Raw genomic sequence first — 23,075 nt, forward strand, 5'->3', positions numbered from 1 at the left:
GTCCTGAGCAACTGATCGCCTGAAGCGGGACTGCCGGACTCCCCTGATGCCGCTTGCGATGGGCTCGGAACGCCGCCCGTCTCAACGGCCCTGCCAGTTCGGGGTGCGCTTCTCCAGAAACGCACGCGCACCTTCGCTCACGTCCCGGGTGACGAAAAGCCGCATCCCGGCCTCGATGCTCCGGCGCGACAGTTCTTCGTCGCTCTCGTCGGCGGAGGCGCGCAGGACCGCGAGGCTCTCCACCACCGCGAGCGGCGCGTTGGCCGCGACACGGCGCGCCAGGTCCATCGCCGAGTCCAGCACCTGCTCGTCGGCGACCAGCCGATTGACGATGCCGTGCTCATGCGCGACCGTCGCCGGGATCGGTTCGCCGGTGAGGATGGCGGCGTTGGCGAGATTGCGGGGCATCACCCGCGGCAGGCGCGCCACGCCGTTCGCCGCCGCCAGCAGGCCGCGCTTGACCTCGGGCAGGCCGAAGGCGCTGCGCTCGCTCGCGACGACCATGTCGCAGGCCAGCACCAGCTCGAACCCGCCGCCGAGTGCCTGGCCGCGCACGGCAGCAATCCAGGGCTTGCGCCGTTTCGACTGCGTGAAGCCGGCGAAGCCGCCCTCGATCGCGCCCATCTCCTTCATGGCCGCCGGGGTGATGGCCGAGAGATCCATCCCCGCACAGAACACCTCCGCATTCGAGGACGCGAGCACCACCGCACGAATGTCCGGATCGTCCTCGGTGGCGCGCACGGCCTCCGCCATCGCCTGCGCCAGGCGCGGGTTGACGGCGTTGTGCCTGGCCGGACGGTTCAGCGTCACCACGGCGATGTGGCCGTCGAGTTTTTCCAGCAGCACCGGACTGCCGGGTCCGCCGATGGGGATTTGCGACAGGTCGTCGAAGCTCCAGTGCTGCTGGCCTTCGACGAGGCGGATCGTGCCGGCGAGTCCGACGGGCTCGCGCAGGCCGTTGACGAGTGCCAGTTGCCCGCGACTGTCCGTGGACGGAATCAGGGCCAGCGTGCGCTGACCCTCAGGCGTGCGCGCGACGATGGTGGCCAGCGCCGGGTCGCCGCCGGCGTCGTGCTTGAGTACGAAGGACTCGAGCACCGCCGGTCCCTCGTAGTGCTCGGCGATCGCAGGCGAGGGTCCGCGCGCAGCGTCGACCTCGGCCTGCAGATCGAGATCGCGCGGCGCACCCTGTGGCGGCCGGGTCGCCAGGATCGCGGCGTGATGCTTGGTGACATAGCCGCCGTTGCCGTAAAGCAGGCCGGTCGTGCCCCGCCCTACTCGGAGCTCACGGACCATCGCCGCGATCGCGTGCGTCATGTAGTTCGCCACCGGGCCGCCGAAGAAGGGCAGGCCGCCGGTCACGGTCGGCTCCACCCCCTCGCGCAGCGGCCCGAGCGTGCGCAGTGCCAGCTTCGGAATGCAGGGGAAGCAGCTATACAGTTCGACCGCATCCAGGTCCTGGGCGGTGAGGCCGTTCGCCGACAGCGTGTGGCGCAAGGCCGCTTCCATCGGCGGCGAATGGTCGAAGCGGTCGCGCGCCAGAAAATCCTCGAGATCGACTGCCCCTGCGCCGCTCCAGACGTAGACCAGGCGCTGCTCCGGAATGCCGGCGGCCAGGGCCTGGGCGTGGCTCGTCATCAGCACGGCGGCGCCCTGGTTGACGAACAGCTGCGCGACCATGCGCTTGGTATAGGGGTAAGAGATCGGCCGGTTCTTCGGCGACACCGCGGCGATCTGCTGCGCCGAGTGCGCGGTCCGATCCCAGGCGCAAGGATTGTGGCTCGCGGCGAGCGCGTAGCGCTCCCAGAGCGCGGCCGACGCCTGCTGTGCCACTGCTGAGCTCTGGCCCCAGGCTGCCTGTGTCGCGTTCTCGTAAAGCGTATAGACCTCGGTCGGGTCCGTGAGCCCGTAGCGCGCGGCCAGCGGCGTCACATGGTCGGCGCCTTTCGGCATGCTCGGCAGCGTCGGTACGGCAGTCCAGCCCTCCGGAAACTTCTTCTGCATCGCCGCCGTACGCAGCGACTGCATCGCTTCGGCGCCGCAGATCAGGACCGTCTTCGAGCGGCCTTCGGCGATGGCAACGGCCGCGTCCATCAGCAGGCGCACGGGCGAGTCGCCACTGACCTCAGTGTGATTCATCAGCTTTGCAGTGATGCCCAACGTCGTTGCCGCAAGCGCCGGCAGATCGGGATACGGCCAGGTCACCTGCGGCACCAGGTCGAGGCGGTCCACACGCGCCAGCCAGCCGCCCCCGGCATCCTCGTCGGCACGGCGCGCGGCCTGTTCGATCAGGCGCAGCGGTTCCAGTCCCGAGCTGCCACGCTCGGGACGATCGGTGATTTCACCGATACCGATGATGACGGGGAGTGAGTCGAGCTTGTTCATGTGGACACCATGATTGTGCAGGGTTGAAGAATCAGGACCGGCGCAGGCCGGCCGGTGCGTGGGCATCGAGATGCCTGCGCATGAAATCGGCGATAACGTCCCAGGCGCCGCGTGCTTCGGGGAAAAAGCCAGCGAGCTGGGGAAAGGCGTGCGGCAGGATCGGCCAGACGTCCGCAGTCGCGGCGACGCCGGCCTCGCGGGCGCGCTGCACGCAGACCAGGCTGTCGTCCAGCAGCACCTCGCTCTCGCCGACCAGGAAATGCAGCGGCGGCAGGCCGTGGAAATCGCCAAAGATCGGCGAGACTTCCGGATTGCGCGCATCGGTCGTCGGGATGTAGAGACGCAGCATGTGCACCAGGGGCGGGATCGGTATGAAGGGATCGCGCCGCCGGTTGCGCCCCCGCGAGGGCGGCGAATGCAGATGGCACAGGTCGGTCATCGGCGACATGGGCACCGCGCAGGCCGGCATCGGCAAACCCAGTCGCTTCAGGCGCAACAACAATGCGAGCGTCAGATTGCCCCCAGCCGACTCCCCGGCGATCACGATGCGCTCCGGCGAGTGCCCGGCGTCGAGCAGCGCGCGATAGGCGCGCTCGCAATCGTCGAGCGCAGCCGGAAACGGATGCTGACCGGCGAGACGGTATTCCGGCATGAAGCCGGTCGCCCCAAGTGTCTGGCAGAGCCAGCCGAACAAGGGGAAATGCGCCCAGGGCGCGATGGGCAGCAGGAAGCCGCCGCCATGCAAATACAGCAATACCGGGCGTTTGCGATCACTGAGGTCGCCGATGCCCGCGCCCCCCACGCCGCCAAGCACCGTGTAATCCAGCGGCTGCCCGGACACCTGCTGCGGCCAGCTGCCGGCAAACTCCAACTGGTAGCGCGCCAGGGCCGGCAATCCGCGCCCCACCCGGTAGGTCAGCCAAGGCCGGAGAAGGAGCGGCATCAAGCGGATCAGCGCACGACTGCGCCAGCCGATCTTGATGTCGGGATACCGGACCGCGGGAGCTGCCTGGGTCGCGCGCGACGCGGCGCGCGCCAGCAAAACAGTGCTCATTGTTGTTTTTATCCTTGTGGACTCACAGCCAGGCCATGCCGCGGCGCACGGATTCACGAGCGTCGTCAGTCAGGACTTCGCCGTGCGCCAGGACCAGCCGCTCGAACGGCCATTGCAGCAGACGATCGATGCTGACGCGCGCCGACCGGCGATCGCGGTAGAGAAAGCGCAGCAAGCGCCCGAAGCCAACCACGCCGTAAAGCCCCTGAAGCTTCAGGTACAGACGCGTGGGCGCATGCGGCGAGCCATGGAAGTTCTCCACCAGGTCACAGGCAATCAGGGTGCGCGTAGCCGGGTGATAGAACACGGTTTCGCGGATCCAGCAGCCGGCGATGGTCAGCAACTCGAAATCGCCGCCCCAATCGGGGTGTGGTGTCTCCGATAGTTCGGCGCCGAAGGCGAGGTCCTTGCGCTTCGCTCTCAGCGCGGGCGGCCCATGCAGGATCGCGTCGGGAAACGCGGCGACGGCGGCCGCGGCATAGAGATGATGGAACACGTTCGGACAAACAATATGTCGCACCGGCCCCAGCGCATTGATCTCCGCCATCAGCGTTTCCGACATGGGCACCGGTGAGTGCAACAACAGGCTGCCATTCGACAGGCGCACGACCGTCATCCGCGTGCCGATGTGCATTCCCACCAGGCTGAAGGGCGCCGGCACCGACCAGATGCTGTCGGCGACCCGTTCGACACCGTGTCCGGGATCGCTCATTGCCAGATCACCGGCTTGCGCTGTGCGTACCAGGCATCCAGATGCCTGCCATAAGCATCCTCGATGACATGGCGCTTGATCTTGAGCGTCGGCGTGAGAAAGCCGTTGTCGACGTTCCAGTCGTCCGTCACGACCGTGACGAAATCCAGCTGCTCATGGTCATCCAGGCTGGTGTTGACGGTCTTCAGATGGGCCGACAGCGAGGCCGCGAGCGTGTTGCGCAGGGCGGGATCGGCAGCGCGCCGGCGGGCTTCCGGCGACAGCATCAGCATCGCGCAGGGCTGCCCCTGGTTGGCGCCGGCCACGCAACAGGCTTCGACATCCGGATGCGCAGTGAGCTTGTTCTCGATGGGACCTGGCGCCACATACTTGCCCTTCGAGGTCTTGAACAGCTCCTTGACCCGCCCGGTGATCTTCAGGCGACCGAGTTCGTCCATCGTGCCCTTGTCGCCAGTGCGGATATAACCGTCCGGGGTCAGCAGATCCTGTGACTTCTCCGGCTCCTTGTAGTAGCCCAGTGTATTGGATCGGCTGCGCACCAGAATCTCCCCCTCATCGGAGAGCTTGCATTCCACACCGAGCATCGTCTGGCCAACATAACCAACCTTCACCTGACCCGGCCGGCACACGTGGCTGACACCAAAAATCTCGGTCATGCCATAGCCTTCGAGCAGGTTCAGGCCGAGATCCCGATACCAGTTCAGCGTCGCCTCCGGCATCGGCGCGGCGCCGCAGACGGCCAGGCGCACCGAATCGAGCCCCAGCTGGCGCAGCACTTTCCTGCGGACGATGCCGCCGACAACCGGGATGCGCAGCAGTGCTTTCAGCTTCTTTTCCGGCAGCTTGCTGCTGACCCCTTGCTGGAACTTGACCCATAGCCGTGGCACGGAGAAGAACACGGTTGGCCGCGCACGGCGCAGATCGTCGAGGAAGGTCTCGAGGGAGTCGGCGAAGAACAGGTGCGTTGCGGTGCGCAGGGCCACGATTTCCATTCCGGCCCGCTCTGCCACGTGCGAAAGCGGCAGGTAGGACAGTGCGCGATCCGCGCTGTTTCCCCGGGTGAGATCGAGGAGGGATTCCGCGGACCAGGCCAGGTTGGCAAAGCTGTGCATGACCCCCTTGGGCATACCGGTGGTGCCGGAGGTATAGATGATCGTGGCAAGATCGTCAGCCGCGCGCAGTGGCTGCCCGGTCACCGGCGCGGAGCCTTTGACGATCTCCTCCCAGGTCGGCAGCGTGTTGGCCGGCGATGATGGGAACGAGATGGCGAGCACGCTGTCCGGAACACCGCGCAGCATCTCGTCCCAGGCGTCAAGCCTGCCGGCGAAGATCGCGCGGGCCTCGCTGTGCTCCAGCACCTGTCGCACCGACGCGGCGGTCAGGGTTGGATACAAGGGCACCGACACATGGCCGGCCATCCAGATCGCGAGATCGGCCATGATCCAGTGCGCGCAGTTCTTCGACATGATCGCGATGCGCGAGCCTGCGGGGTAGCCCTGCGCTTGCAGGAAGCCCGCCATGGAGCGGGCTTCGCCCATGGCCTGCGCCCAGGTGTAGTCCCGAACCTCACCGCCGCCGATCGGTTGCGTCAGGAAGACCTGATTCGCCCGCGCCATCTCCCAACGGTAGGCGCATTGCAGCGGAAGATTGGACGTCGATATCTGCGGCATGGATCTGCTCCTCCACTCTCTCATTCAAAGCCTGCGCTTTTCGTAGGAGCATGGTGACCATGGCCAGTCGCGAAGGGGATGATGGATCGGGCCATTATCATGAAGATTCCGGCCTGTTTGGCCTATGACTTGGGCGGAATGTGCGACATCGCGTGTTCGGTCAGCGCCGTGATCGTGAGACTGGGATTCACACCGAGATTGGCCCCGAGCATGGCGCCGTCGCAGACCAGCATGTTCTGGTAGCCGAACACGCGATTCTGCCGGTCGATCACCCCGCGCTCCGGCGAGTCCGCCATGGCGCAGCCGCCCATGCAGTGCGCGGTGGTGGGGATGTTGAACAGGATCTCGTTGAGCATGGTGAGCGGCACCCCGCCGAGCGCTTTTGCCCCCTTTTCGGCGAAGGCGTTGGCCTGCGGGATGTAGGTGGGAATCGGGCCGCCTTCGCTGCACAGCAACTTTCCAAAAGGCCAGTACCAAGGTCGCCTGAGACGCATGTCGAGATAGGCGTCCGTGGTTTGCATCACCAGGAACATCAGGCATTGACGCGCAAAGCCAAATGGATTGTGTGCCCGGAAGGCAGCCAGGGGATGCAGCAGCAGGGTCCACAACCAGGTGATGATGCGGGTCCAGCCGGGGCGGCCGCGGCACATCAAGGTCAGCAACAGGCCCAGGGCGTCCGCGCCCTCCGGCGAGCGCACCGCTTCGATATGCGTCTGTTCGTCGAGGTAGATACCCGAGCCGATCGCGACCCCCGGCGACATGCTCTTGTCCTTTGCCGGGAAACGCACGCCGATGACGGATTCGGCATTGGTGCGCACACGCTTCCCAAGATCTTCGCTGATTTTTGGCAAGGAACCGTTCTGCTTGAGCCTGAACAGCAGTTCCATGGTGCCCAGCGCGGAAGCGGAAAATACCACGCCGCGGCATCGGAAGCTGCGGCGCTGCTTGTCGAACCAGCTTGTAGAACGCTCGGTCGTGATCTCATAGCCCTCGCTGCCATCGTCCTTGCCGTTCAGTGGCCGCACGTCCACGACCCTGGTTTCGGCAAAAACCTGCGCGCCGCGCTTCTCGGCGAAGTAGAGATAGTTCTTGTCGAGCGTATTCTTGGCGTTGTGCTTGCAGCCCATGGTGCAGCCGCCACAGCCCACGCAGGTCGCCCGCTCCGGACCTTCACCACCGAAGTACGGATCAGGATAGGTCTTTCCCCCGGCCTCGCCTTCCGGTGGAAAGAAGGTGCCGACGCGAGTGCGATAGAAGCTGTGACCGACGCCCTGTAGTTCCGCCATTCTTTTCAGCCGGAAGTCGGCCTCGCCGAGGATCTTGTTCTCGGTGACGCCGAGCATGCGCTCAGCCGTCGCATAGTGCTGCGGCATGACGCGCTTCCAGTCCTGCAAGCCGGCCCAGGAGCCTTCATCCCAGACCTTGTCCGGCGGTACCAGCAGGGTGTTGGCGTAGGTGATCGAACCGCCGCCGACCGCGTTGCCGCACAGGATCAGGACGTGGCGGAACGGCCGGATGTTGTAGAAACCGAACATTTTCAGGCCCGGTCGCCAGATCCAGCGCCGCAGGTTCCAGCTCGTCTCGGGGAAATCCGCCGCAGTCCAGCGCCGGCCCTGTTCCATCACGCCGACGGTATAGCCCTTTTCGGTGAGCCGGCAGGCGGAGACGCTGCCGCCGAAACCGGACCCGATGACGATGTAATCGAAGTCATAGTCCATGCTCACGGCACTACCAGGCCTTGAACCACTTGATCAGCAGCTTGATCTTGCGGTGCATCGCCTCGGTGTAGGGCGGATAGAACATGCGCGCCAGCATGAAGCGGTTCTGAACCACTGCACGCTCGTGCGAGAAGCAGCGGAAACCCCAGAGGCCGTGGTAGTTGCCGATACCGCTGTTGTTGACGCCGCCGAACGGCAGGTGGCCATGAGCGGCTTGAATCAAGCTGTGATTGATGCAGGCTCCGCCGGAGGTTGTGCCCTGCGTCAGCTGGTCGATGTTGGCCTGGTCGCGGCTGAACATGTAGAGCGCCAGCGGCTTGGGCGCGGCGTTGATCTTGCGCACGACCTCGCCCAGATCGCGGTAGGCGATGATGGGCAGCACCGGCCCGAAGATTTCCTCGTCCATGATCTTGGCATTGGCCGGCACTCGATCCAGCAGGGTCGGTGCGACGAATTGTTCCTTCTCCGAAACGAAGTCGCCGCAGAGCACCTGTGCACCCTTGGCCTTGGCATCCTCGACCAGCGCCGCGACACGCTGCGTGTGGCGCACGTTGACCATGTGGGTAAGGCTGGGCGAGCGCATCTGATCCTGCGGCGTATCGCCAAAGCGGCTGCGGATGACGGCGATCGCCTTTTGCACGAAGGCCTCCTTGACCGATTCGTGCACATAGAGGTGATCGGGGGCGATGCAGGTCTGGCCGCTGTTGACCAACTTGCTCCACATGATGTTGCCGGCGGCGAGATCGAGGTCGGCGCTTTCGTCAACAATCGTCGGGCTCTTGCCGCCCAGTTCCAGTGTCACGCTGGTGAGATTCTTCGAAGCGGCGGCCATGACCACCTTGCCGATGGCCGGGCTGCCGGTGAAGAAGATGTGATCGAAGGGCAGTTCCAGCAGCGCCGTCGAGACGCCGGCATCGCCCTCGAACACGGCCACCTCTTCCTCCTTGAACGCCTCGCGCAGAACTTTCGCCAGCCAGGCGGACATGTGCGGCGCAACTTCCGAAGGTTTCACGATCGCGGTGTTGCCGCCGCCCAGGCAGGCGATCAGGGGCGCCAGCGACAACTGGACCGGGTAGTTCCAGGGCGAGAGGATCAGGCAGCGGCCGCGCGGCTGGTATTGCACCCAGCCCTTGACGCCGACCGTCAACCGCGTCGGGCCGACGCGCATCGGCTTCATCCAGGATTTCAGCTTGTGCCGGTACTCCGAGATGTCGGCCATGACCGGCAGGATTTCACTGAAGTCCACCTCGGCGGGCGGCTTGCGGAAATCCTTGAACGCGGCTTCGTGCAAGCCTTCCTGATTCGCCAGGACAACGTCCCGAAGCCGAACGATGCGTGCGATGCGCTCCGCGGCGCTGGATTGGCGCCAGCGCTGCGCCGTTTCCTGCTGGAGGTCGAAAACTCTCTGCATGTCCCGCGGACCGGATACGGCAGTCGCGTGGAGTCTGGTGGTGTCTTGCGTTGCTTGCATGGTCATTCTCGACTGGTGCTGAGGGCCGCCTCGAGGTCGGACAGGGCTGCGCCGGTGTAGACGGCGAGTTTCTGGATGCTGGGCAGCGAGTCGCGGCAACCGACGAATCCCAGGCTGAAATTGCCACCACAGCTGAAGACGGAGATATTCACAGCCTGCCCGTTGAACAGCGCCGAGATCGGGTAAAGCTGCTCCAGACGCGCGCCATTGAAATACTGCGGCCTGCGCTCGCCAGGCACATTGGAGACGATCAGATTGTGGGAGGGGCGGCCAAATCCAGCCAGTCCCAGCGCCACCTGCGCCAGGTAAGGGCCCATTGCCAGCATCGTGTAGCTCTCCATAACGTCCTTGGGCATCCGCTGCAGATGCTCCTTGGCCAGGGCCGTCGATTCGTGACAGCCGCGCAGCCGCGCCAGGGGATCAGCGATATCCGTGCACAGCTTGGCGAACATGAAGCTGATTGCATTGCCCACCGAGACATCACCTGCCGGCCGCACCGAGACCGGCAGGCCGGCGGTGAGGGACGCCAACGGCAGTTTTCCCTGTTCCATGAGATAGCGCCGCAGTCCGCCGCCGCAGATCGCCAGGAAGACGTCGTTGACCGAAACCTCGGCCTTGCGCGCGACCGCCTGGATGCGTGCGAGTGTGTAGGTTTGAGTCGCCACGCGACGCTGGCCATGGATGCGGCCGTTGAGCACGCTCCTGGGGGCGCCATAGGGCATCGCCTGTAACGGATGCTCTGGATTTTTCGCGGCCTTCACCAGGTCGCCAATCGCCTGGAGCGCCGGCAACATCGCGGCGGCCGGATTGCCAGGATTTTTCTCCGCCTGAGACGGTTTCTGACGGTCGTTTTTTGGACCGGAGGACTTCAGGCCCACAGCCCAGGGCGCCTGACAGTTCCGCGCGTCGGCGTCCAGGCTCATCACGCGATTCCACAGCGCTACGCCGGCCATGCCGTCCATCTGCGAGTGGTGCAGCTTCATGTAGATGGCGAAGCGGCCGTGCTCCAGACCCTCGATCAGGTGCAATTCCCACAGCGGGCGCCGGAAGTCGAGTGCATGCGAATGCAGGCGCGACACCAGCTTGCCGAGTTCGAGCTCGCCGCCAGGTGCCGGTAGCGCCGAGTGCCGGAAGTGATATTCAAGGTCAATCTGATCGGCTGGCAGCTCGTCCCAGGTGGGCACGAGCTTGCCTCGCACACCCCGGCGCAGCACGTAGTTGAACGGTGGCGCGAACACCCGTGTGGCCTCGAACTGTGCCACCAGTTGCCGGACGTAGTCCGACGCTGCGCCGGGCGGCGGCGAAAAGACCGAAAGGCTGGCGACGTGGCAGGGCTGCTCCGGCTTTTCGATGAACATCCAGGCTGCATCGTTCGGCTTCATGACTATGGACATGTGCGGACCTCCGGATAACTGGAATCAAGAAGTACGGGCTGGCACTTTAAGGACTTGCGCCATCTGTAGCGTCATGGCCCTGAGCGATTCCTCGTCGCTGAAGATCGCGGCCGATCTGCGACGGTTTTCGTCGGCATCGGCAAGCGCCAGGTCAACGTAGGGGGCGACCAGTTGGGCCTTGACGTGGGCGTATGCAGCCTGCGGCATGGCGCCGATTTTTTTCGCCTGGACAGTCGCGGCTGCAAGGAGTGCTTCCTCGCTGGAATGACTGGCGTTGAAGCAGCCGGTGCGCAGGCCTTCCTGCCAGCCAATCAGTTCCGTTCCCTGGATCATCGGCGCCATATGCCGCTGGAGCCGGTAACGTCCCAACTCGATCACGATCTTCGAAAATCCACCGCCAAAAGCCAGTTCGTTCATGCCGTAGCGGCCGGAACCTTCGATGACGTAGCGAAAATCGCAGGCCAGCATGGCAAAGAAGCCCGCCGCGATGGCATGTCCGGTGACCGCGGCAACCGTCGGCTTGGGACAGGTCCACAGATCGATGAAGACCTGGCCGATGGACTGGTAGAATTCGTCGAACTCCTGGCCTCCCTGTGCCTGCGCCCGGGCCATCGCCTCGAAATCGAGGCCGGCACTGAAGACCGGACCCGCACCGCGCAGCACCAGCGCGCGAACACCGGCGTCACGTTCCGCATCCTTGACCGCGGCAGAGACTGCCTGCATCAACTCGAGGTTGAAGGCATTCGACTTCGGCCGGTTGAGCGTCAACAGGCGCACACCGCCTTCGAGATCGGCTGTAAGCAGGACGGGCACGAGGGAGATCTCCGTTCTAACCCCAAATCAACGGCTGGCGCAGGCTCGCCCAGGTCTCGAAGCTCGCGCCGTAGTGCTTCTCGATGCGGGCCCGCTTGACCTTGAAGGTCGGCGTGACGAAATCGTTGTCGACGGTCCAGGCATCCGGCACGACCGCCAGGAAATCCAGCCGCTCATGCGGATCGAGCCTGGTGTTGACCTGCTCGCGCAGGGCCTCGAGCGATTGGCCGAGTTGGGCGCGCCCTTCTGCGGTCTCCCGCAAAGCGGCGCTCGTGGGCGACAACATCACCAGGGCGAAGGGCTGCGCAAAGCCAACGCCGGTGACACAGGAGGCTTCGATCTGGGGGTGTGCACCCAGCGCATTCTCGATCGGCGCCGGCGCCACATACTTGCCCTTGCTGGTCTTGAACTGCTCCTTGGCGCGGCCGGTGATCCTGAGATAGCCCTCGGCATCGATGTCGCCGACGTCGCCGGTGCGCAGGTAGCCGTCCTCGGTGATCGCCTCGGCGGTTTTCTCCGGGTCCTTGTAGTAGCCCAGCATCAATCCGGGGCTGCGCACCAGCACTTCCCCGACCTCCGAGCATTTCACGTCCACCCCGTCCCGCGGTTGGCCCACATACCCGACACGCCCCCTGCCCGGCCGGCTGCCGTGTGAGATGCCCAGGTTCTCGGTCATGCCGTAGACCTCCAGGAGTTCCAGGCCGAGGTCCAGATACCACTGATGCAGCTCGGGCGGCAACGGCGCGGCACCGCAAAGCCCGACGCGGAGATGCTGCAGGCCCAATTGGGTCAATACCTTCTGGCGCACCCCATCGCGCGTTTTCGGATCGGCCAGCATCGCGGCCAGCTGGGCCTGCGGAATCCTGGCGTTGACGCCCGCGCGGAACTTGGCCCACAAACGTGGCACCGAAACGAAGAAAGTCGGCTGCGCCCTTTGCAGGTCCGCGGCGAAGGTCTCGATGCTTTCGTTGAAGTACACCCGGCAGCCGGCGCCGAGCGAGGGGAACTGGGAGGCGGCGCGGTCGGCGACGTGTGCGAGCGGCAAATAGGACAGCAGGCGATCCTGCGGACCGCAGCCGTATGTCTGCTTCAGCATGCGCAGCACGCGGCCGATAGTGCCGAAGCTGTGCATCACCCCCTTCGGCGTGCCGGTGGTGCCGGAGGTATAGACGATGACGGCCAGTTCGTCGGCGCCGCGCCTGGGGAAGCCTTCCAGGGGGCGCGACGATGCACAGATCTCGTCCCATTCCGAGACGGCAACACCCGGAAGCTCGCCTTGCGCGGCCAGCGGCATGCGGATCACGCGCAGCCCGGCGGGAATCCCGGCGGTCATCGCCGACCAGTCATCGGAATCCAGCTTGCCGAGAAACAGCGCCTTGGCTTCGGAGTGCTCCAGAAGGAAGCGAACCGATTCGCCCGTCAGCGAGGGATAGACCGGCACCGATACGAAACCGGCCATCCAGATCGCGTATTCGGCCATGAACCACCAGGCGCTGTTCTTTGACAGCAAGGCGATCCGCGAGCCGGGTTCCCAGCCGAAGGAGCGCAGGTGCGTGGCCATGCGCCGCACTTCTTCATTGGCCTCGGCCCAGGTGAAATCCCGTGTCTGGCCAGCCCCGAGGGGCTGGGTCAGATAAACCTCCGCGGCCCTCTCTTCGCTCCAGCGATAAAGGCATTGCAGGGGAAGATCGTTCTCGTCGGGCGACATCGTGGGTGCTCTCCTCAAAGCGGATGGCGGCCGTGCCGTCCGGTGAATGCCTGGCTGTTCTGGTCGGAATCGAGAGCCAACACATGCCGATTCCCGCAGGAATGATCCTAGGGAGGGCGAGCCCACTTCAGAATGGCGGGAGTGGCCAACGGCCTGACGATTCGGGCCAGCCTGCGAAAGCGCGCAGGGGGTCCGCCGCGGCATTGCGGTCAGCAGCGGGGCGCCATGATCGACACGCAGGATTGCCGGGGAAAAGCAGCAACACAGGACCTGCGTCCGATTACTTCAGGTGGTCCGAACAGACTGCCCGCTTCATGTCCGGCTCGATCCCAGGCTGGCCAGAATGATCAGCGAACAGGCCGGCTTAGTCATGCACTTTTGTTTCGTCTGTCCTCATTCTGGAACCCGGGAGCGCGAGCAAGCGTCCGGGAGAGCTGAGATGGCAGTTTTTCGTAGTCGTATCACGGTGACCAGTGACGAGTTCCGGCGCAACCGGGAGGGCATGCTGGGGCTGGTCGAACAGTTTCGCGCGCTTGAAGACCGTGCCCGCATCGCGTCGGAGCGTTCGAGTGCGCGCTTCACCGCAAGAGGGCAATTGCTGCCGCGCGAACGGCTGGCCCGGCTCCTCGATCCCGGCGCGCCTTACCTCGAGATCTGCAACCTCGCGGGCTACGCGATGACCGACAACGGTCAGGATGCGCCCCGCGAAACCTCGATCCCCGGTGGCAGCCTGCTGGCTGGAATCGGCTTTGTCTCAGGCGCTCGCTGCGTCGTCGCCGTCACCGACTCCGGCATCAACGCCGGCGCGCTCCCCGCCGCCGCGATCCAGAAAATCCTTCGCGTGCAGATGATCTCCCAGGAGAACCGGCTGCCGTTCGTACATCTGGTCGAGAGCGCCGGCGCCAGCATTCCCGCATTCCGGGTGGAGGGTTTCGTGCGCGGCGGAGAATTGTTTGCCAACCTCGCGCGCCTGTCTGCGGCGGGCATCCCGGTCATCACGGTATTGCACGGCTCGTCCACCGCCGGCGGGGCCTACATGCCGGGCCTGTCCGACGTCGTGGTCGCGGTACGCGGCCGGGGCAAGGCCTTCCTCGCCGGCCCGCCCTTGCTCAAGGCGGCGACCGGCGAAATTGCCAATGATGAAGAGCTGGGTGGCGCGCAGATGCACGCCGAGGTGTCCGGCCTGGTGGAATACCTCGCCGAGGACGACAGCGACGCCATCCGGCTCGTGCGGCAGGTCGTCGCCCGCCTTGCCTGGGGCGCACAGACCCTGCGCCCCGTGCCCAGCGGGTTTGCGCCGCCCAACTATGACCCCGACGAAATCGCCGGAATCGTGCCACTGGATTACCGCAGGCCCTACGATGTGCGCGAAGTCGTCGCCCGCGTTGTCGACGGCTCCGACCTCTGCGACTTCAAGTCGCGCTACGGCGCAGCGACGGTCTGCATGGAAGCAGAAGTGCATGGCCGGCCGGTGGCCTTCATCGGCAACAACGGACCCATCGACAACGAGGGCGCCACCAAGGCGGCGCACTTCATCCAGCACTGCTGCCAGGTCGGCACGCCGATCACCTATTTGCAGAACACCACCGGCTTCATGGTCGGCACCGCCTACGAGCGCAGCGGGATGGTCAAGCACGGGTCGAAGCTGATCCAGGCCGTCGCCACCGCCTCGGTGCCGCAGTTCACGATCATGACCGGCGCCAGTTACGGGGCGGGCAACTTCGGCATGTGCGGGCGCGGCTTCGACCCGCGCTTCCTGATGAGCTGGCCCAACTCGAAAATCGGCCTGATGGGTCCCGAGCAGGCCGGCATGACGATGCGCATCGTCGCCGAGGCCGCCGCGCTGCGTAAGGGGGCCTCACTCCCCGAGGCGCAATTCGCCACCAAGGAGCAGGAAATCATTGATCTGCTCAACCGGCAGGCCGATGCCTTCTACACCTCCGGGCGGGTGATCGACGACGGTGTCATCGATCCCCGCGACACGCGCCGCGTCCTCGCCTTCCTGCTCGCCACGGCTGCCGAGGCCGGCCAGCTCATTCCCCGGCCGCTGAGCTTCGGCGTCGCCCGCCTGTGACGCATGCGAGCCGGACAACCCCTTTGCAGAACGGAACCTACATGCCCTTGAACGATCTCGACGACCTGCTGCTGGATGAGCGTGCCGGCGTCCTCACCGTGACGCTCAACCGGCCGGAACGGCGCAATGCGCTTTCCGCGACGCTCATCAACAGTTTGCAACAGCTTGCCACCTATGCCCGGCAAAACCATGGCACGCTGCGCGCGGTGGTTCTGCGCGGCGCCGGTGGGGTGTTCTGCGCAGGCGGCGACATCAAGGACTTCCGTAGCGTCAGCCAGAACGGCGTCTCGGATGCCCGGCAGATTGCGGCGCACAACCGCACTTACGGCACGCTGTTGTCCGCATTGGACCGCCTGCCGCAGGTGGTGATCGCCGCCGTCGAGGGCGCTGCGATGGGCGGCGGCGTTGGGCTGGCCTCGATCGCCGACATCACACTCGCGACGGCGGACGCCCGCTTCTCCCTGACCGAAACCACGCTGGGTCTGCCGCCCGCGCAGATTTCTCCGTTCGTGGTCGCCCGCGTCGGCGCGCATCAGGCACGGCGCCTGATGTTGACCGCCGCGCGCTTCGACGCCGCCACAGCGGCCGCGCTCGGTCTCGTCGATGAAGTGCTTGCCGACTCCATCGCGCTCGACCGCGCCATCGAGCGTGTGCTGGCACAGGTGCTGCGCTGCGCGCCCGGTGCGAACGCCATGACCAAGAACCTTGTCCACGCCGCAGCGACCACCCCGCTCGACGAACTGCTCGACACCGCCGCAGCACAGTTTGCCGCGGCCATGCTGGGCGCCGAAGCACGCGATGGCGTCTCCGCTTTCATAAGCAAAGGCCACCCGTCCTGGGTGCCGCAGGACGGTGCTCGATGAGGTTCGACACCGTTCTGATCGCCAATCGCGGCGAGATTGCCGCGCGGGTCATCCGCTCTGCCCGCGCACAGGGCTACCGCACGGTGGCGGTATATTCCGATGCTGACGCGGGTGCGCCGCACACATGCGCCGCAGATGTCGCGGTGCGGATCGGGCCGGCGCCGGTCCGCGAGTCCTACCTCGACCCGCAGCGCATCATTGACGCCGCGCGGCGCGCTGGTGCGCAGGCCATCCATCCGGGATACGGCTTCCTGTCGGAGAACGCGGCGTTCGCAGAGGCCTGCGCCGAGGCCGGGCTGGTGTTCATTGGCCCTCCACCGGACGCGATCCGCAAGATGGGTGACAAGGCGGCGGCCAAGCGGCTGATGCTGGAAGCCGGCGTGCCACTGCTCGCCGGATACCAGGGTGAGGCGCAGGGCGACGAGGTGCTGATCGCCGAAGCCCGTCGCATCGGCTATCCGGTGATGGTGAAAGCCGCCGCCGGTGGTGGTGGCAAGGGCATGCGCCTGGTCGCGGCAGCCGAGGCATTGCCGGCGGCGCTGGCCGCGGCGCGGCGCGAAGCCGCCGCCGCTTTCGGCTCGGACGTGCTCATCATCGAGCGGGCAGTGGTACGCCCTCGCCACATCGAGATCCAGGTTCTGGCCGATGAGCACAGGCATGTGATCGCCCTCGGCGAGCGTGACTGCTCAGTCCAGCGCCGCCACCAGAAAGTGATCGAGGAAGCTCCCAGCCCGGCGGTGAATGCCGCTCTGCGCGAGGCGATGAGCAAGGCCGCCATCGCCGCTGCGAGGCGGGTCAGTTATGTCGGCGCGGGCACAGTGGAGTTCATCCTCGACGAAGACGGCAGCTTCGCGTTCCTGGAAATGAACACGCGCCTGCAGGTCGAGCACCCGGTCACCGAGTTCATCACCGGTCTCGACCTCGTGGCCTGGCAGCTTCGCATCGCCCAGGGCGAGCCGCTGACGATTGCGCAGGAGGATGTTCGCCTAGACGGTCATGCCATCGAAGTCCGGCTGTACGCCGAAGACCCGGCCAATGGCTATCTGCCATCGGTCGGGCCCGTGTCGGCATGGCAGCCGCCCTCCGGTGACGGTATCCGTGTCGATGCCGGTATCGCCGCCGGCAGCAGCGTCAGCTCGAACTACGATCCGATGCTGGCGAAGATCATCGCGCACGGCCGGGATCGCGATGACGCGCGACGGCGGCTGATCGCCGCGCTGGAGCAGACCACCCTGCTCGGGGTCACCACCAATCGCGGGTTTCTCGCCGACATCCTGCGTCACCCGGCGTTCGCGGCCGGCGCCGCGACGACAGCCTTCCTCAACGAGAACGTATTGAATGGGCCGCGGCTCCCTACGACCGCGCAACTGGCGATTGCCGCCGCCTTCCTGCACCGCGAGCGCGAGCGCGCAGCCGAGCGCCGCAGCCCCGGCCTGTCCGGCTGGAGCAATGCCGGCCGTCAGAAGGCGACCCAGTTGCTGGCATTCGGAGATCACAAACTCGCGGCGCAGCTGAGCCGCGGCGCCAGCGGGCTCGAGGTCAGTCTCGACGGCGCCTGCCACCACATCGTGCTGAGCGGCGAACAACTCAGCATTGACGGCGTGAGCGTTGAAGCCACCGCGGTCTTTCCCGCCGCGGATCAGGTGCTGATCCGTTTCCCGCAACTGGATCTGGCGGTACGCGATGTGCTGCTCGCCGAGCCGGTGTCCGCCACGGCCAGCGGCAGTGGCGTGCTGACAGCCCCGATGCACGGCGTCGTGACCGCAGTGTTCTTCCCCACCGGCGCGGAAGTCGCCGTCGGTGACACCCTGCTGGTGCTGGAGGCGATGAAAATGGAAATGTCCATCGTTGCCGATGTGGCCGGCCGCATCGGCGAGATCATTGCCGCAGGCACGCAGGTCGTCGCCAATCAACTGCTGGCGCGCATCGCGCCCACACCCATTTCGAAACAAGAAAAAATCGAGGATGTAGCATGAGCGAACGGCAAATGAAGCCCACCGTTACCATCGGCGGAGCCGCCGGCATGTGGGGAGATTCGTATCTCGCCACCCCGCAACTGCTGGCCGACGGGCGCTGCAACTACCTGATCTACGAGGGCCTGGCCGAGATCACCATGGGCGTGCTCACCAAGGCACGCCTCAAGGATCCGACGCAGGGCTATGCGCGCGACATCATCGCGGTCATCGGCAGCAATATTGCCGCGTTCCGCGAGCGCAAGGTTCGCGTCATCACCAATGCGGGCGGCATCAATCCACAGGCCGCCGCGGAGGCCTTGCGCGTCCTGGCCGACAAGGCGGGTGTAAAGCTGTCGGTAGCGACGGTGGTGGGCGACGACCTGCTCGCGCAAGCGGACACGCTCCGCAGCAGCGGCCTGACCGAGATGAGCCACGGCACTCCGATCCCGCCATCCCCGGTGAGCTTCAACGCCTACCTCGGCGCACGTCCGATTGCCGCAGCCCTTGCTGCCGGCGCCGATATCGTGATCACCGGCCGCTGCGCCGACAGTGCGCTGGTGCTCGGGCCGCTGATCCACGAGTTTGGCTGGAAACACGAGGACTACGACCAGCTGTCGGCGGGCAGCCTTGCAGGCCACCTGCTCGAATGCGGCCCGCAATCCACCGGCGGACTGCTCACGGACTGGCGCGCCACGGGAAGCTGGGCGAACAGCGGATACCCGATCGCCGAGGTTGCCGCCGACGGCAGCTTTGTCATCACCACGCCCAGCGGCAGTGATGGTCTGGTTGACCCTCGCACCGTCACCGAACAGTTGGTCTACGAGATCGGTGATCCCGCGGCCTACCTGCTGCCGGATGTCGTCTGTGACTGGACGCAGGTGCGCGTGTCGGAAATCGCGCCGAACCGCGTCGAGGTTCGCGGCGCCCGTGGCACGGCCCCGACTCCGACGCTCAAGGCCTGCGCGCAGGTGCTCGACGGCTACCGCCTCAACATCCTGTTTTTCCTCGGAGGCCGCGAGGCTGTGCCCAAGGCGCGCCGGGTCGCTGCAGACCTGGTCGCTCGCGGCCGCACGCTGTTGGCGGCGAAGGGCTTTGCCGGCTTTCGCGGCGAGCGGATCGAGATCATCGGGGCCGAAGATACTTACGGCGCGAACGCCCGCCGGCAGGATGCGCGCGAGGTCATGGTGCGGATCGCCCTGCATCACGACGACGCCAAGGCGCTGGGCAGCTTCTCCCGCGAGTTTCCTTCCATGGGGCTGTCAGGCCCGCCGGGGATGGGCGGTGGCGGCGCCTTGCCGCAGCCCTCGCCGGTCATGCGCCTGGAAAGCTTTCTTGTTTCGCGAGAACGGGTGCCCGCAACCGTCGAGGTCGATGGGAAGCCCGTCGCGGCGGCTGACGTGCCTGCGCAGATCTGCAAACCCTGCACCGCCCGCCGTGGCATCGATGCGCCCATTCCCCCGGCCGGGCCGGAACAGGCGATGGTCGAAGTGCCGCTCATCGCCATTGCGCATGGCCGCAGCGGCGACAAGGGCAACGACAGCAACATCGGGATCATCGCCCGGGATGCGGCTTTCGAACCCATCATTCACGCGCAGCTCACGGCCGCGCGGGTCGCCGAGTATCTCGCGCACTTCGGGGCCACACGGGTTGAGCGCTTCGTCCTGCCGGGTATCCGCGCGGTCAATTTCGTCTTGCGCGAAAGCCTCGCCGCCAATGGGACGATCTCGCTGAGAATCGACCCTCAAGGAAAGGCCGCCGCGCAGCAACTTCTGGATATGCCGATCCGCATCCCCACCCAGCTGCTGGCATTGGCATCCATCGAGAGCGACCGGCCGGGCCGCTGAAATTCTGTTTTAACCCTTGCATAGAAGGTAAGAAATGACTGAGGCATTCATCTACGACGCGATCCGCACCCCGCGCGGTCGCGGCAAGAAAAACGGGGCGCTGTACACGGTCAAACCGATCGACCTGGTGGTCGGACTGATCCAGGAGATGCGCCGCCGCAATCCGACGCTGGATACGAACCGCATTGACGATGTGATCCTCGGCGTCGTCAGCCCGATTGGCGATCAAGGCTCCAACCTGCCCAAGATCGCGGCGCTGGCCGCCGGCCTGCCGCCGACGGTGTCCGGCGTGCAGCTGAACCGCTTTTGCGCTTCCGGCCTCGAAGCGGTGAACACCGCCGCGCAAAAAGTCGCGTCGGGCTGGGATTCGCTGATTCTCGCTGGTGGCGTGGAATCCATGTCGCGCATACCGCTGGGTTCCGACGGCGGCGCCTACACCCAGGACCCGGCCACCAACTACGACGGCTACCTGGTGCCGCAGGGCGTTGCCATTGACCTGGTCGCCACGATGGAAGGCTTCAGTCGCGCCGATGTCGACGCCTACGCTGTGCGCTCCCAAGAGCGGGCAGCGACCGCCTGGAAAAATGGCTATTTCGCGAAATCGATCGTCCCGGTGAAGGACCGCAGCGGCCAGGTCATCCTCGATCATGACGAACTGGTGCGTCCCACCACGACCGATACCCTGGCCGGGCTCACCCCGTCCTTCGCGGCGATGGGCGAGATGGGCGGCTTCGATGCCGTCGCGCTGCAGCGCTATCACTGGGTGGAACGCATCACCCATGTGCATACGCCGGGCAACTCCTCGGGCATCGTCGACGGCGCCTGCCTGATGCTCATCGGCAACGCGCAGGTTGGCAAAGACCTGGGCCTGAAGCCGCGTGCGCGCATCGTCGCCACCGCCGTCTCCGGCGCGGAATCGACCCTCATGCTGACCGGGCCCACACCTGCCATCCGCAAGGTGCTGGCGACGGCGGGGCTGACCGTCGACGACATCGATCTGTTCGAGATCAACGAGGCGTTCGCGGCGGTGCCGCTGAAGGTCCAGAAGGACCTTGGGCTGCCGGACGAGAAGGTCAACGTCAACGGCGGCGCCATCGCCATGGGCCACCCGCTGGGCGCCACCGGCGCCATCCTCGTCGGCACCATGCTGGACGAACTGGAGCGCCGCGGCGGCCGCCGTGCCCTGATCACGCTCTGCGTCGGTGCCGGCATCGGCATCGCCACCATCATCGAGAGGGTCTGAACACATGTCCGACATCAAATGGCAAAAGGATGCCGAAGGTATCGTCATCCTGACCCTGGACGCCGAAGGCGCGTCCGCCAACACGCTCACCGAAGGTTTCGAGCGCGCGCTCACTGCGACGGTGCAGCGCCTGGCCACCGAGCGCGAGTCCATCACCGGCGTCATCCTGACCTCGGCCAAGAAGACCTTCTTCGCGGGTGCCGACCTCAATCGCTTTCTCAGCTTCACCTCCGCCGAAGTGCCTGCCCTGAGCGCGGAGCTGAACCAGATGAAGGCGGATCTCCGCACGCTGGAAACGCTGGGCGTTCCCGTGGTGGCCGCCATCAATGGCGCCGCGCTCGGCGGCGGCTACGAGATTGCGCTGGCCTGCCATCACCGCGTGGCGCTGGAGGTGCGCGGCAGCGAAATCGGCCTGCCCGAGGTGACGCTGGGTCTGCTGCCTGCCGCCGGCGGCGTGACACGCACCGTGCGGATGTTCGGCATCCAGAAGGCGCTGACGGACGTGCTGCTGCAGGGCCAGCGCTACAAGCCGGCCAAGGCGCTGGCGGTCGGCCTGGTCGACGAACTCGCGCAGACGCCGGAAGAACTCATGGCGAAGGCCCGCGCCTGGATCAAGGTCAACCCGGCTGCCCAGCAGCCCTGGGATGTGAAGGGCTACAGGATTCCGGGCGGTACGCCCTCCACCCCGGCCTTTGCCGCCAATCTGCCGGCCTTTCCGGCCAATCTGCGCAAGCAGCTCAAGGGCCAGCCGATGCCGGCGCCGCGCGCGATTCTGGCGACTGTCATCGAGGGCACGCAGGTCGACATCGACGGCGCCTTCAAGATCGAGACGCGTTACCTGATGGAGCTGGTCACCGGCCCGGTCACCCGCAACATGATCCAGGCCTTCTTCTTCGATCTGCAGTCCATCACCAGGGGCGGCAGCCGGCCGAAGGGCTATCCGGTCACCGAGTTCCAGAAGTCCGTCGTGTTGGGCGCCGGCATGATGGGCGCCGGCATTGCCTATGTGCAGGCCATGGCCGGCATGCAGGTCATCCTCAAGGACCGCAGCCTGGAAGCGGCCGAAAAGGGCAAGGCCTATTCACAGGGCCTGCTCGACAAGGCCGTCGCCAAGGGCCGCATGAGCCCCGAGAAGCGCAACGAAATCCTGGCCCGCATCGTCCCCACTGCCAATGACGAGGACTGCGCCGGCGCGGACCTGGTGGTCGAGGCCGTGTTCGAGGACACGGAGCTGAAGAAGGCCGTGTTCGCCAGCATCGAGAAGCGGGTCCGCCCCGACGCCCTGCTGGCCTCCAACACCTCCACCTTGCCGATCACCCATCTCGCCACCGGTGTCCAGCGGCAGGAGGACTTCATCGGCCTGCATTTCTTCTCGCCGGTGGACAAGATGCCGCTGGTCGAGATCGTGGTCGGCGACAAGACCAGCGATGCCACGCTGGCAAAGGCGATCGACTATGTGCTGGCTATCAAGAAAACCCCCATCGTCGTCAACGACAGCCAGGGCTTTTTCACCAGCCGCGTGATGGCGGGCTTCCTCTTCGAGGCCGTCGCCATGCTCAACGAGGGCGTCAGCCCGGTGTCCATCGAGCAGGCCGGCACCCAGGCCGGCTTCCCGGCGGGGCCGCTGCAGGTGCTGGATGAACTCACGGTCTCGCTGGCGTTGAAGATCCTGATGCTCATGAAGACGGCCTTCGCGGACAAGGGCAAGACCTTTACCGGCGTCGAAGCCGAACCGGTGCTGACCCGAGTCGTCAACCAGTACCAGCGCTCGGGGCGTTCCACCGGCGGCGGCTTCTACGACTACGACGCAAAAGGCAAACGCATCGGCTTGTGGCCCGGCCTGAAGGACGCCTTCAACAGCGGCTCCCGCGAGATTCCCTTCGAGGACATGAAGGAACGCATGTTGGTCCTGATGGCGGTCGAAACCATCCGTTGCTTCGACGAGGGCGTGCTGCGCACCGTGCCGGACGCCAACATCGGCTCGATCTTCGGCATCGGCTACCCGGCGTGGACCGGCGGCGTCATCCAGTACATCAACCAGTACCCCGGCGGACTGCCTGGTTTTGCCGCCCGCGCGACGGAACTGGCCGGACGCTACGGCGCGCGCTTCACCCCGCCGCCGTCACTGGTCGCGCGCGCCGCTGAAGGCAAGGCCTACGCATGACGCTGAG

General features: G+C 65.8%; 15 protein-coding genes. 6 read left to right on the forward strand and 9 right to left on the reverse strand.

Annotated elements, in window-relative coordinates; all coding sequences use genetic code 11:
• Window positions 1-81: 81 nt before the first annotated feature.
• The 9 genes from D0B54_RS21630 to D0B54_RS21670 all read right to left on the reverse strand — a co-directional run bounded on the left by D0B54_RS21630 (window position 82) and on the right by D0B54_RS21670 (window position 12,925).
• A complete protein-coding gene (locus tag D0B54_RS21630; protein ID WP_162932619.1) occupies window positions 82-2,385 on the reverse strand; it encodes an enoyl-CoA hydratase-related protein in 2,304 nt (767 codons plus the stop codon).
• 31 nt (window positions 2,386-2,416) lie between these two features.
• Complete coding sequence (locus tag D0B54_RS21635) at window positions 2,417-3,439, reverse strand: alpha/beta hydrolase (protein WP_117294052.1); 1,023 nt, start codon at window positions 3,437-3,439, stop codon at window positions 2,417-2,419.
• Between the two features lie 22 nt (window positions 3,440-3,461).
• Entirely contained in the window at window positions 3,462-4,151 is a 690-nt protein-coding gene (locus D0B54_RS21640; protein ID WP_117294054.1) for a DUF4336 domain-containing protein, read from the reverse strand.
• Window positions 4,148-5,821: an AMP-binding protein gene (locus D0B54_RS21645; RefSeq protein WP_117294056.1), complete on the reverse strand. Its 1,674-nt coding sequence runs from the start codon at window positions 5,819-5,821 to the stop codon at window positions 4,148-4,150. Before D0B54_RS21645 ends, D0B54_RS21640 begins: the two co-directional genes overlap by 4 nt.
• 122 nt (window positions 5,822-5,943) lie before the next feature.
• Window positions 5,944-7,539, reverse strand: coding sequence for a GMC family oxidoreductase (locus D0B54_RS21650; RefSeq protein WP_117294058.1), 1,596 nt, complete (start codon window positions 7,537-7,539; stop codon window positions 5,944-5,946).
• Between the two features lie 10 nt (window positions 7,540-7,549).
• Window positions 7,550-9,016: an aldehyde dehydrogenase family protein gene (locus tag D0B54_RS21655; RefSeq protein ID WP_367396795.1), complete on the reverse strand. Its 1,467-nt coding sequence runs from the start codon at window positions 9,014-9,016 to the stop codon at window positions 7,550-7,552.
• Window positions 9,013-10,404 (reverse strand): WS/DGAT/MGAT family O-acyltransferase, encoded by a 1,392-nt coding sequence (locus D0B54_RS21660; RefSeq protein WP_117294061.1) that lies wholly within the window; start codon window positions 10,402-10,404, stop codon window positions 9,013-9,015. The genes D0B54_RS21655 and D0B54_RS21660 overlap by 4 nt, the downstream gene beginning before the upstream one ends.
• Window positions 10,405-10,428: 24 nt before the next feature.
• On the reverse strand, window positions 10,429-11,217 hold the full coding sequence (locus D0B54_RS21665; RefSeq protein ID WP_162932620.1) for an enoyl-CoA hydratase/isomerase family protein: 789 nt from the start codon (window positions 11,215-11,217) through the stop codon (window positions 10,429-10,431).
• Between the two features lie 16 nt (window positions 11,218-11,233).
• The gene (locus tag D0B54_RS21670; RefSeq protein ID WP_117294065.1) at window positions 11,234-12,925 is read right to left on the reverse strand and encodes an AMP-binding protein; all 1,692 of its coding nucleotides are present in this window, start codon (window positions 12,923-12,925) and stop codon (window positions 11,234-11,236) included.
• Window positions 12,926-13,364: 439 nt separating this feature from the next.
• Between D0B54_RS21670 and D0B54_RS21675 the strand changes: the two genes are divergently transcribed.
• The 6 genes from D0B54_RS21675 to D0B54_RS21700 are packed head-to-tail and all read left to right on the forward strand — an operon-like array spanning window position 13,365 to window position 23,068.
• Window positions 13,365-14,999, forward strand: a complete 1,635-nt coding sequence (locus D0B54_RS21675; protein ID WP_117294067.1) for an acyl-CoA carboxylase subunit beta — start codon at window positions 13,365-13,367, stop codon at window positions 14,997-14,999.
• Window positions 15,000-15,040: 41 nt separating this feature from the next.
• A complete protein-coding gene (locus tag D0B54_RS21680) occupies window positions 15,041-15,862 on the forward strand; it encodes an enoyl-CoA hydratase/isomerase family protein (RefSeq protein ID WP_205527203.1) in 822 nt (273 codons plus the stop codon).
• A complete protein-coding gene (locus D0B54_RS21685) occupies window positions 15,859-17,838 on the forward strand; it encodes an ATP-binding protein (RefSeq protein ID WP_117294069.1) in 1,980 nt (659 codons plus the stop codon). The genes D0B54_RS21680 and D0B54_RS21685 overlap by 4 nt, the downstream gene beginning before the upstream one ends.
• A complete protein-coding gene (locus D0B54_RS21690; RefSeq protein WP_240433488.1) occupies window positions 17,835-19,661 on the forward strand; it encodes an acyclic terpene utilization AtuA family protein in 1,827 nt (608 codons plus the stop codon). The genes D0B54_RS21685 and D0B54_RS21690 overlap by 4 nt, the downstream gene beginning before the upstream one ends.
• A 34-nt stretch (window positions 19,662-19,695) precedes the next feature.
• The gene (locus D0B54_RS21695; protein ID WP_117294072.1) at window positions 19,696-20,904 is read left to right on the forward strand and encodes an acetyl-CoA C-acetyltransferase; all 1,209 of its coding nucleotides are present in this window, start codon (window positions 19,696-19,698) and stop codon (window positions 20,902-20,904) included.
• A gap of 4 nt (window positions 20,905-20,908) precedes the next feature.
• Window positions 20,909-23,068, forward strand: coding sequence for a 3-hydroxyacyl-CoA dehydrogenase NAD-binding domain-containing protein (locus D0B54_RS21700; RefSeq protein WP_117294074.1), 2,160 nt, complete (start codon window positions 20,909-20,911; stop codon window positions 23,066-23,068).
• Window positions 23,069-23,075 lie beyond the last annotated feature (7 nt).

The sequence above is a fragment of the Solimonas sp. K1W22B-7 genome (assembly GCF_003428335.1).
In the GTDB taxonomy this organism is placed as follows: Bacteria; Pseudomonadota; Gammaproteobacteria; order Nevskiales; family Nevskiaceae; genus Solimonas_A.

Bases quoted from the DNA above. Each gene is read 5' to 3' on its own strand.
- D0B54_RS21630 (WP_162932619.1), bottom strand. From the start codon at position 2,385: ATGAACAAGCTCGACTCACTCCCCGTCATCATCGGTATCGGTGAAATC.
- D0B54_RS21635 (WP_117294052.1), bottom strand. From the start codon at position 3,439: ATGAGCACTGTTTTGCTGGCGCGCGCCGCGTCGCGCGCGACCCAGGCA.
- D0B54_RS21640 (WP_117294054.1), bottom strand. From the start codon at position 4,151: ATGAGCGATCCCGGACACGGTGTCGAACGGGTCGCCGACAGCATCTGG.
- D0B54_RS21645 (WP_117294056.1), bottom strand. From the start codon at position 5,821: ATGCCGCAGATATCGACGTCCAATCTTCCGCTGCAATGCGCCTACCGT.
- D0B54_RS21650 (WP_117294058.1), bottom strand. From the start codon at position 7,539: ATGGACTATGACTTCGATTACATCGTCATCGGGTCCGGTTTCGGCGGC.
- D0B54_RS21655 (WP_367396795.1), bottom strand. From the start codon at position 9,016: ATGACCATGCAAGCAACGCAAGACACCACCAGACTCCACGCGACTGCC.
- D0B54_RS21660 (WP_117294061.1), bottom strand. From the start codon at position 10,404: ATGTCCATAGTCATGAAGCCGAACGATGCAGCCTGGATGTTCATCGAA.
- D0B54_RS21670 (WP_117294065.1), bottom strand. From the start codon at position 12,925: ATGTCGCCCGACGAGAACGATCTTCCCCTGCAATGCCTTTATCGCTGG.
- D0B54_RS21675 (WP_117294067.1), top strand. From the start codon at position 13,365: ATGGCAGTTTTTCGTAGTCGTATCACGGTGACCAGTGACGAGTTCCGG.
- D0B54_RS21680 (WP_205527203.1), top strand. From the start codon at position 15,041: ATGCCCTTGAACGATCTCGACGACCTGCTGCTGGATGAGCGTGCCGGC.
- D0B54_RS21685 (WP_117294069.1), top strand. From the start codon at position 15,859: ATGAGGTTCGACACCGTTCTGATCGCCAATCGCGGCGAGATTGCCGCG.
- D0B54_RS21690 (WP_240433488.1), top strand. From the start codon at position 17,835: ATGAGCGAACGGCAAATGAAGCCCACCGTTACCATCGGCGGAGCCGCC.
- D0B54_RS21695 (WP_117294072.1), top strand. From the start codon at position 19,696: ATGACTGAGGCATTCATCTACGACGCGATCCGCACCCCGCGCGGTCGC.
- D0B54_RS21700 (WP_117294074.1), top strand. From the start codon at position 20,909: ATGTCCGACATCAAATGGCAAAAGGATGCCGAAGGTATCGTCATCCTG.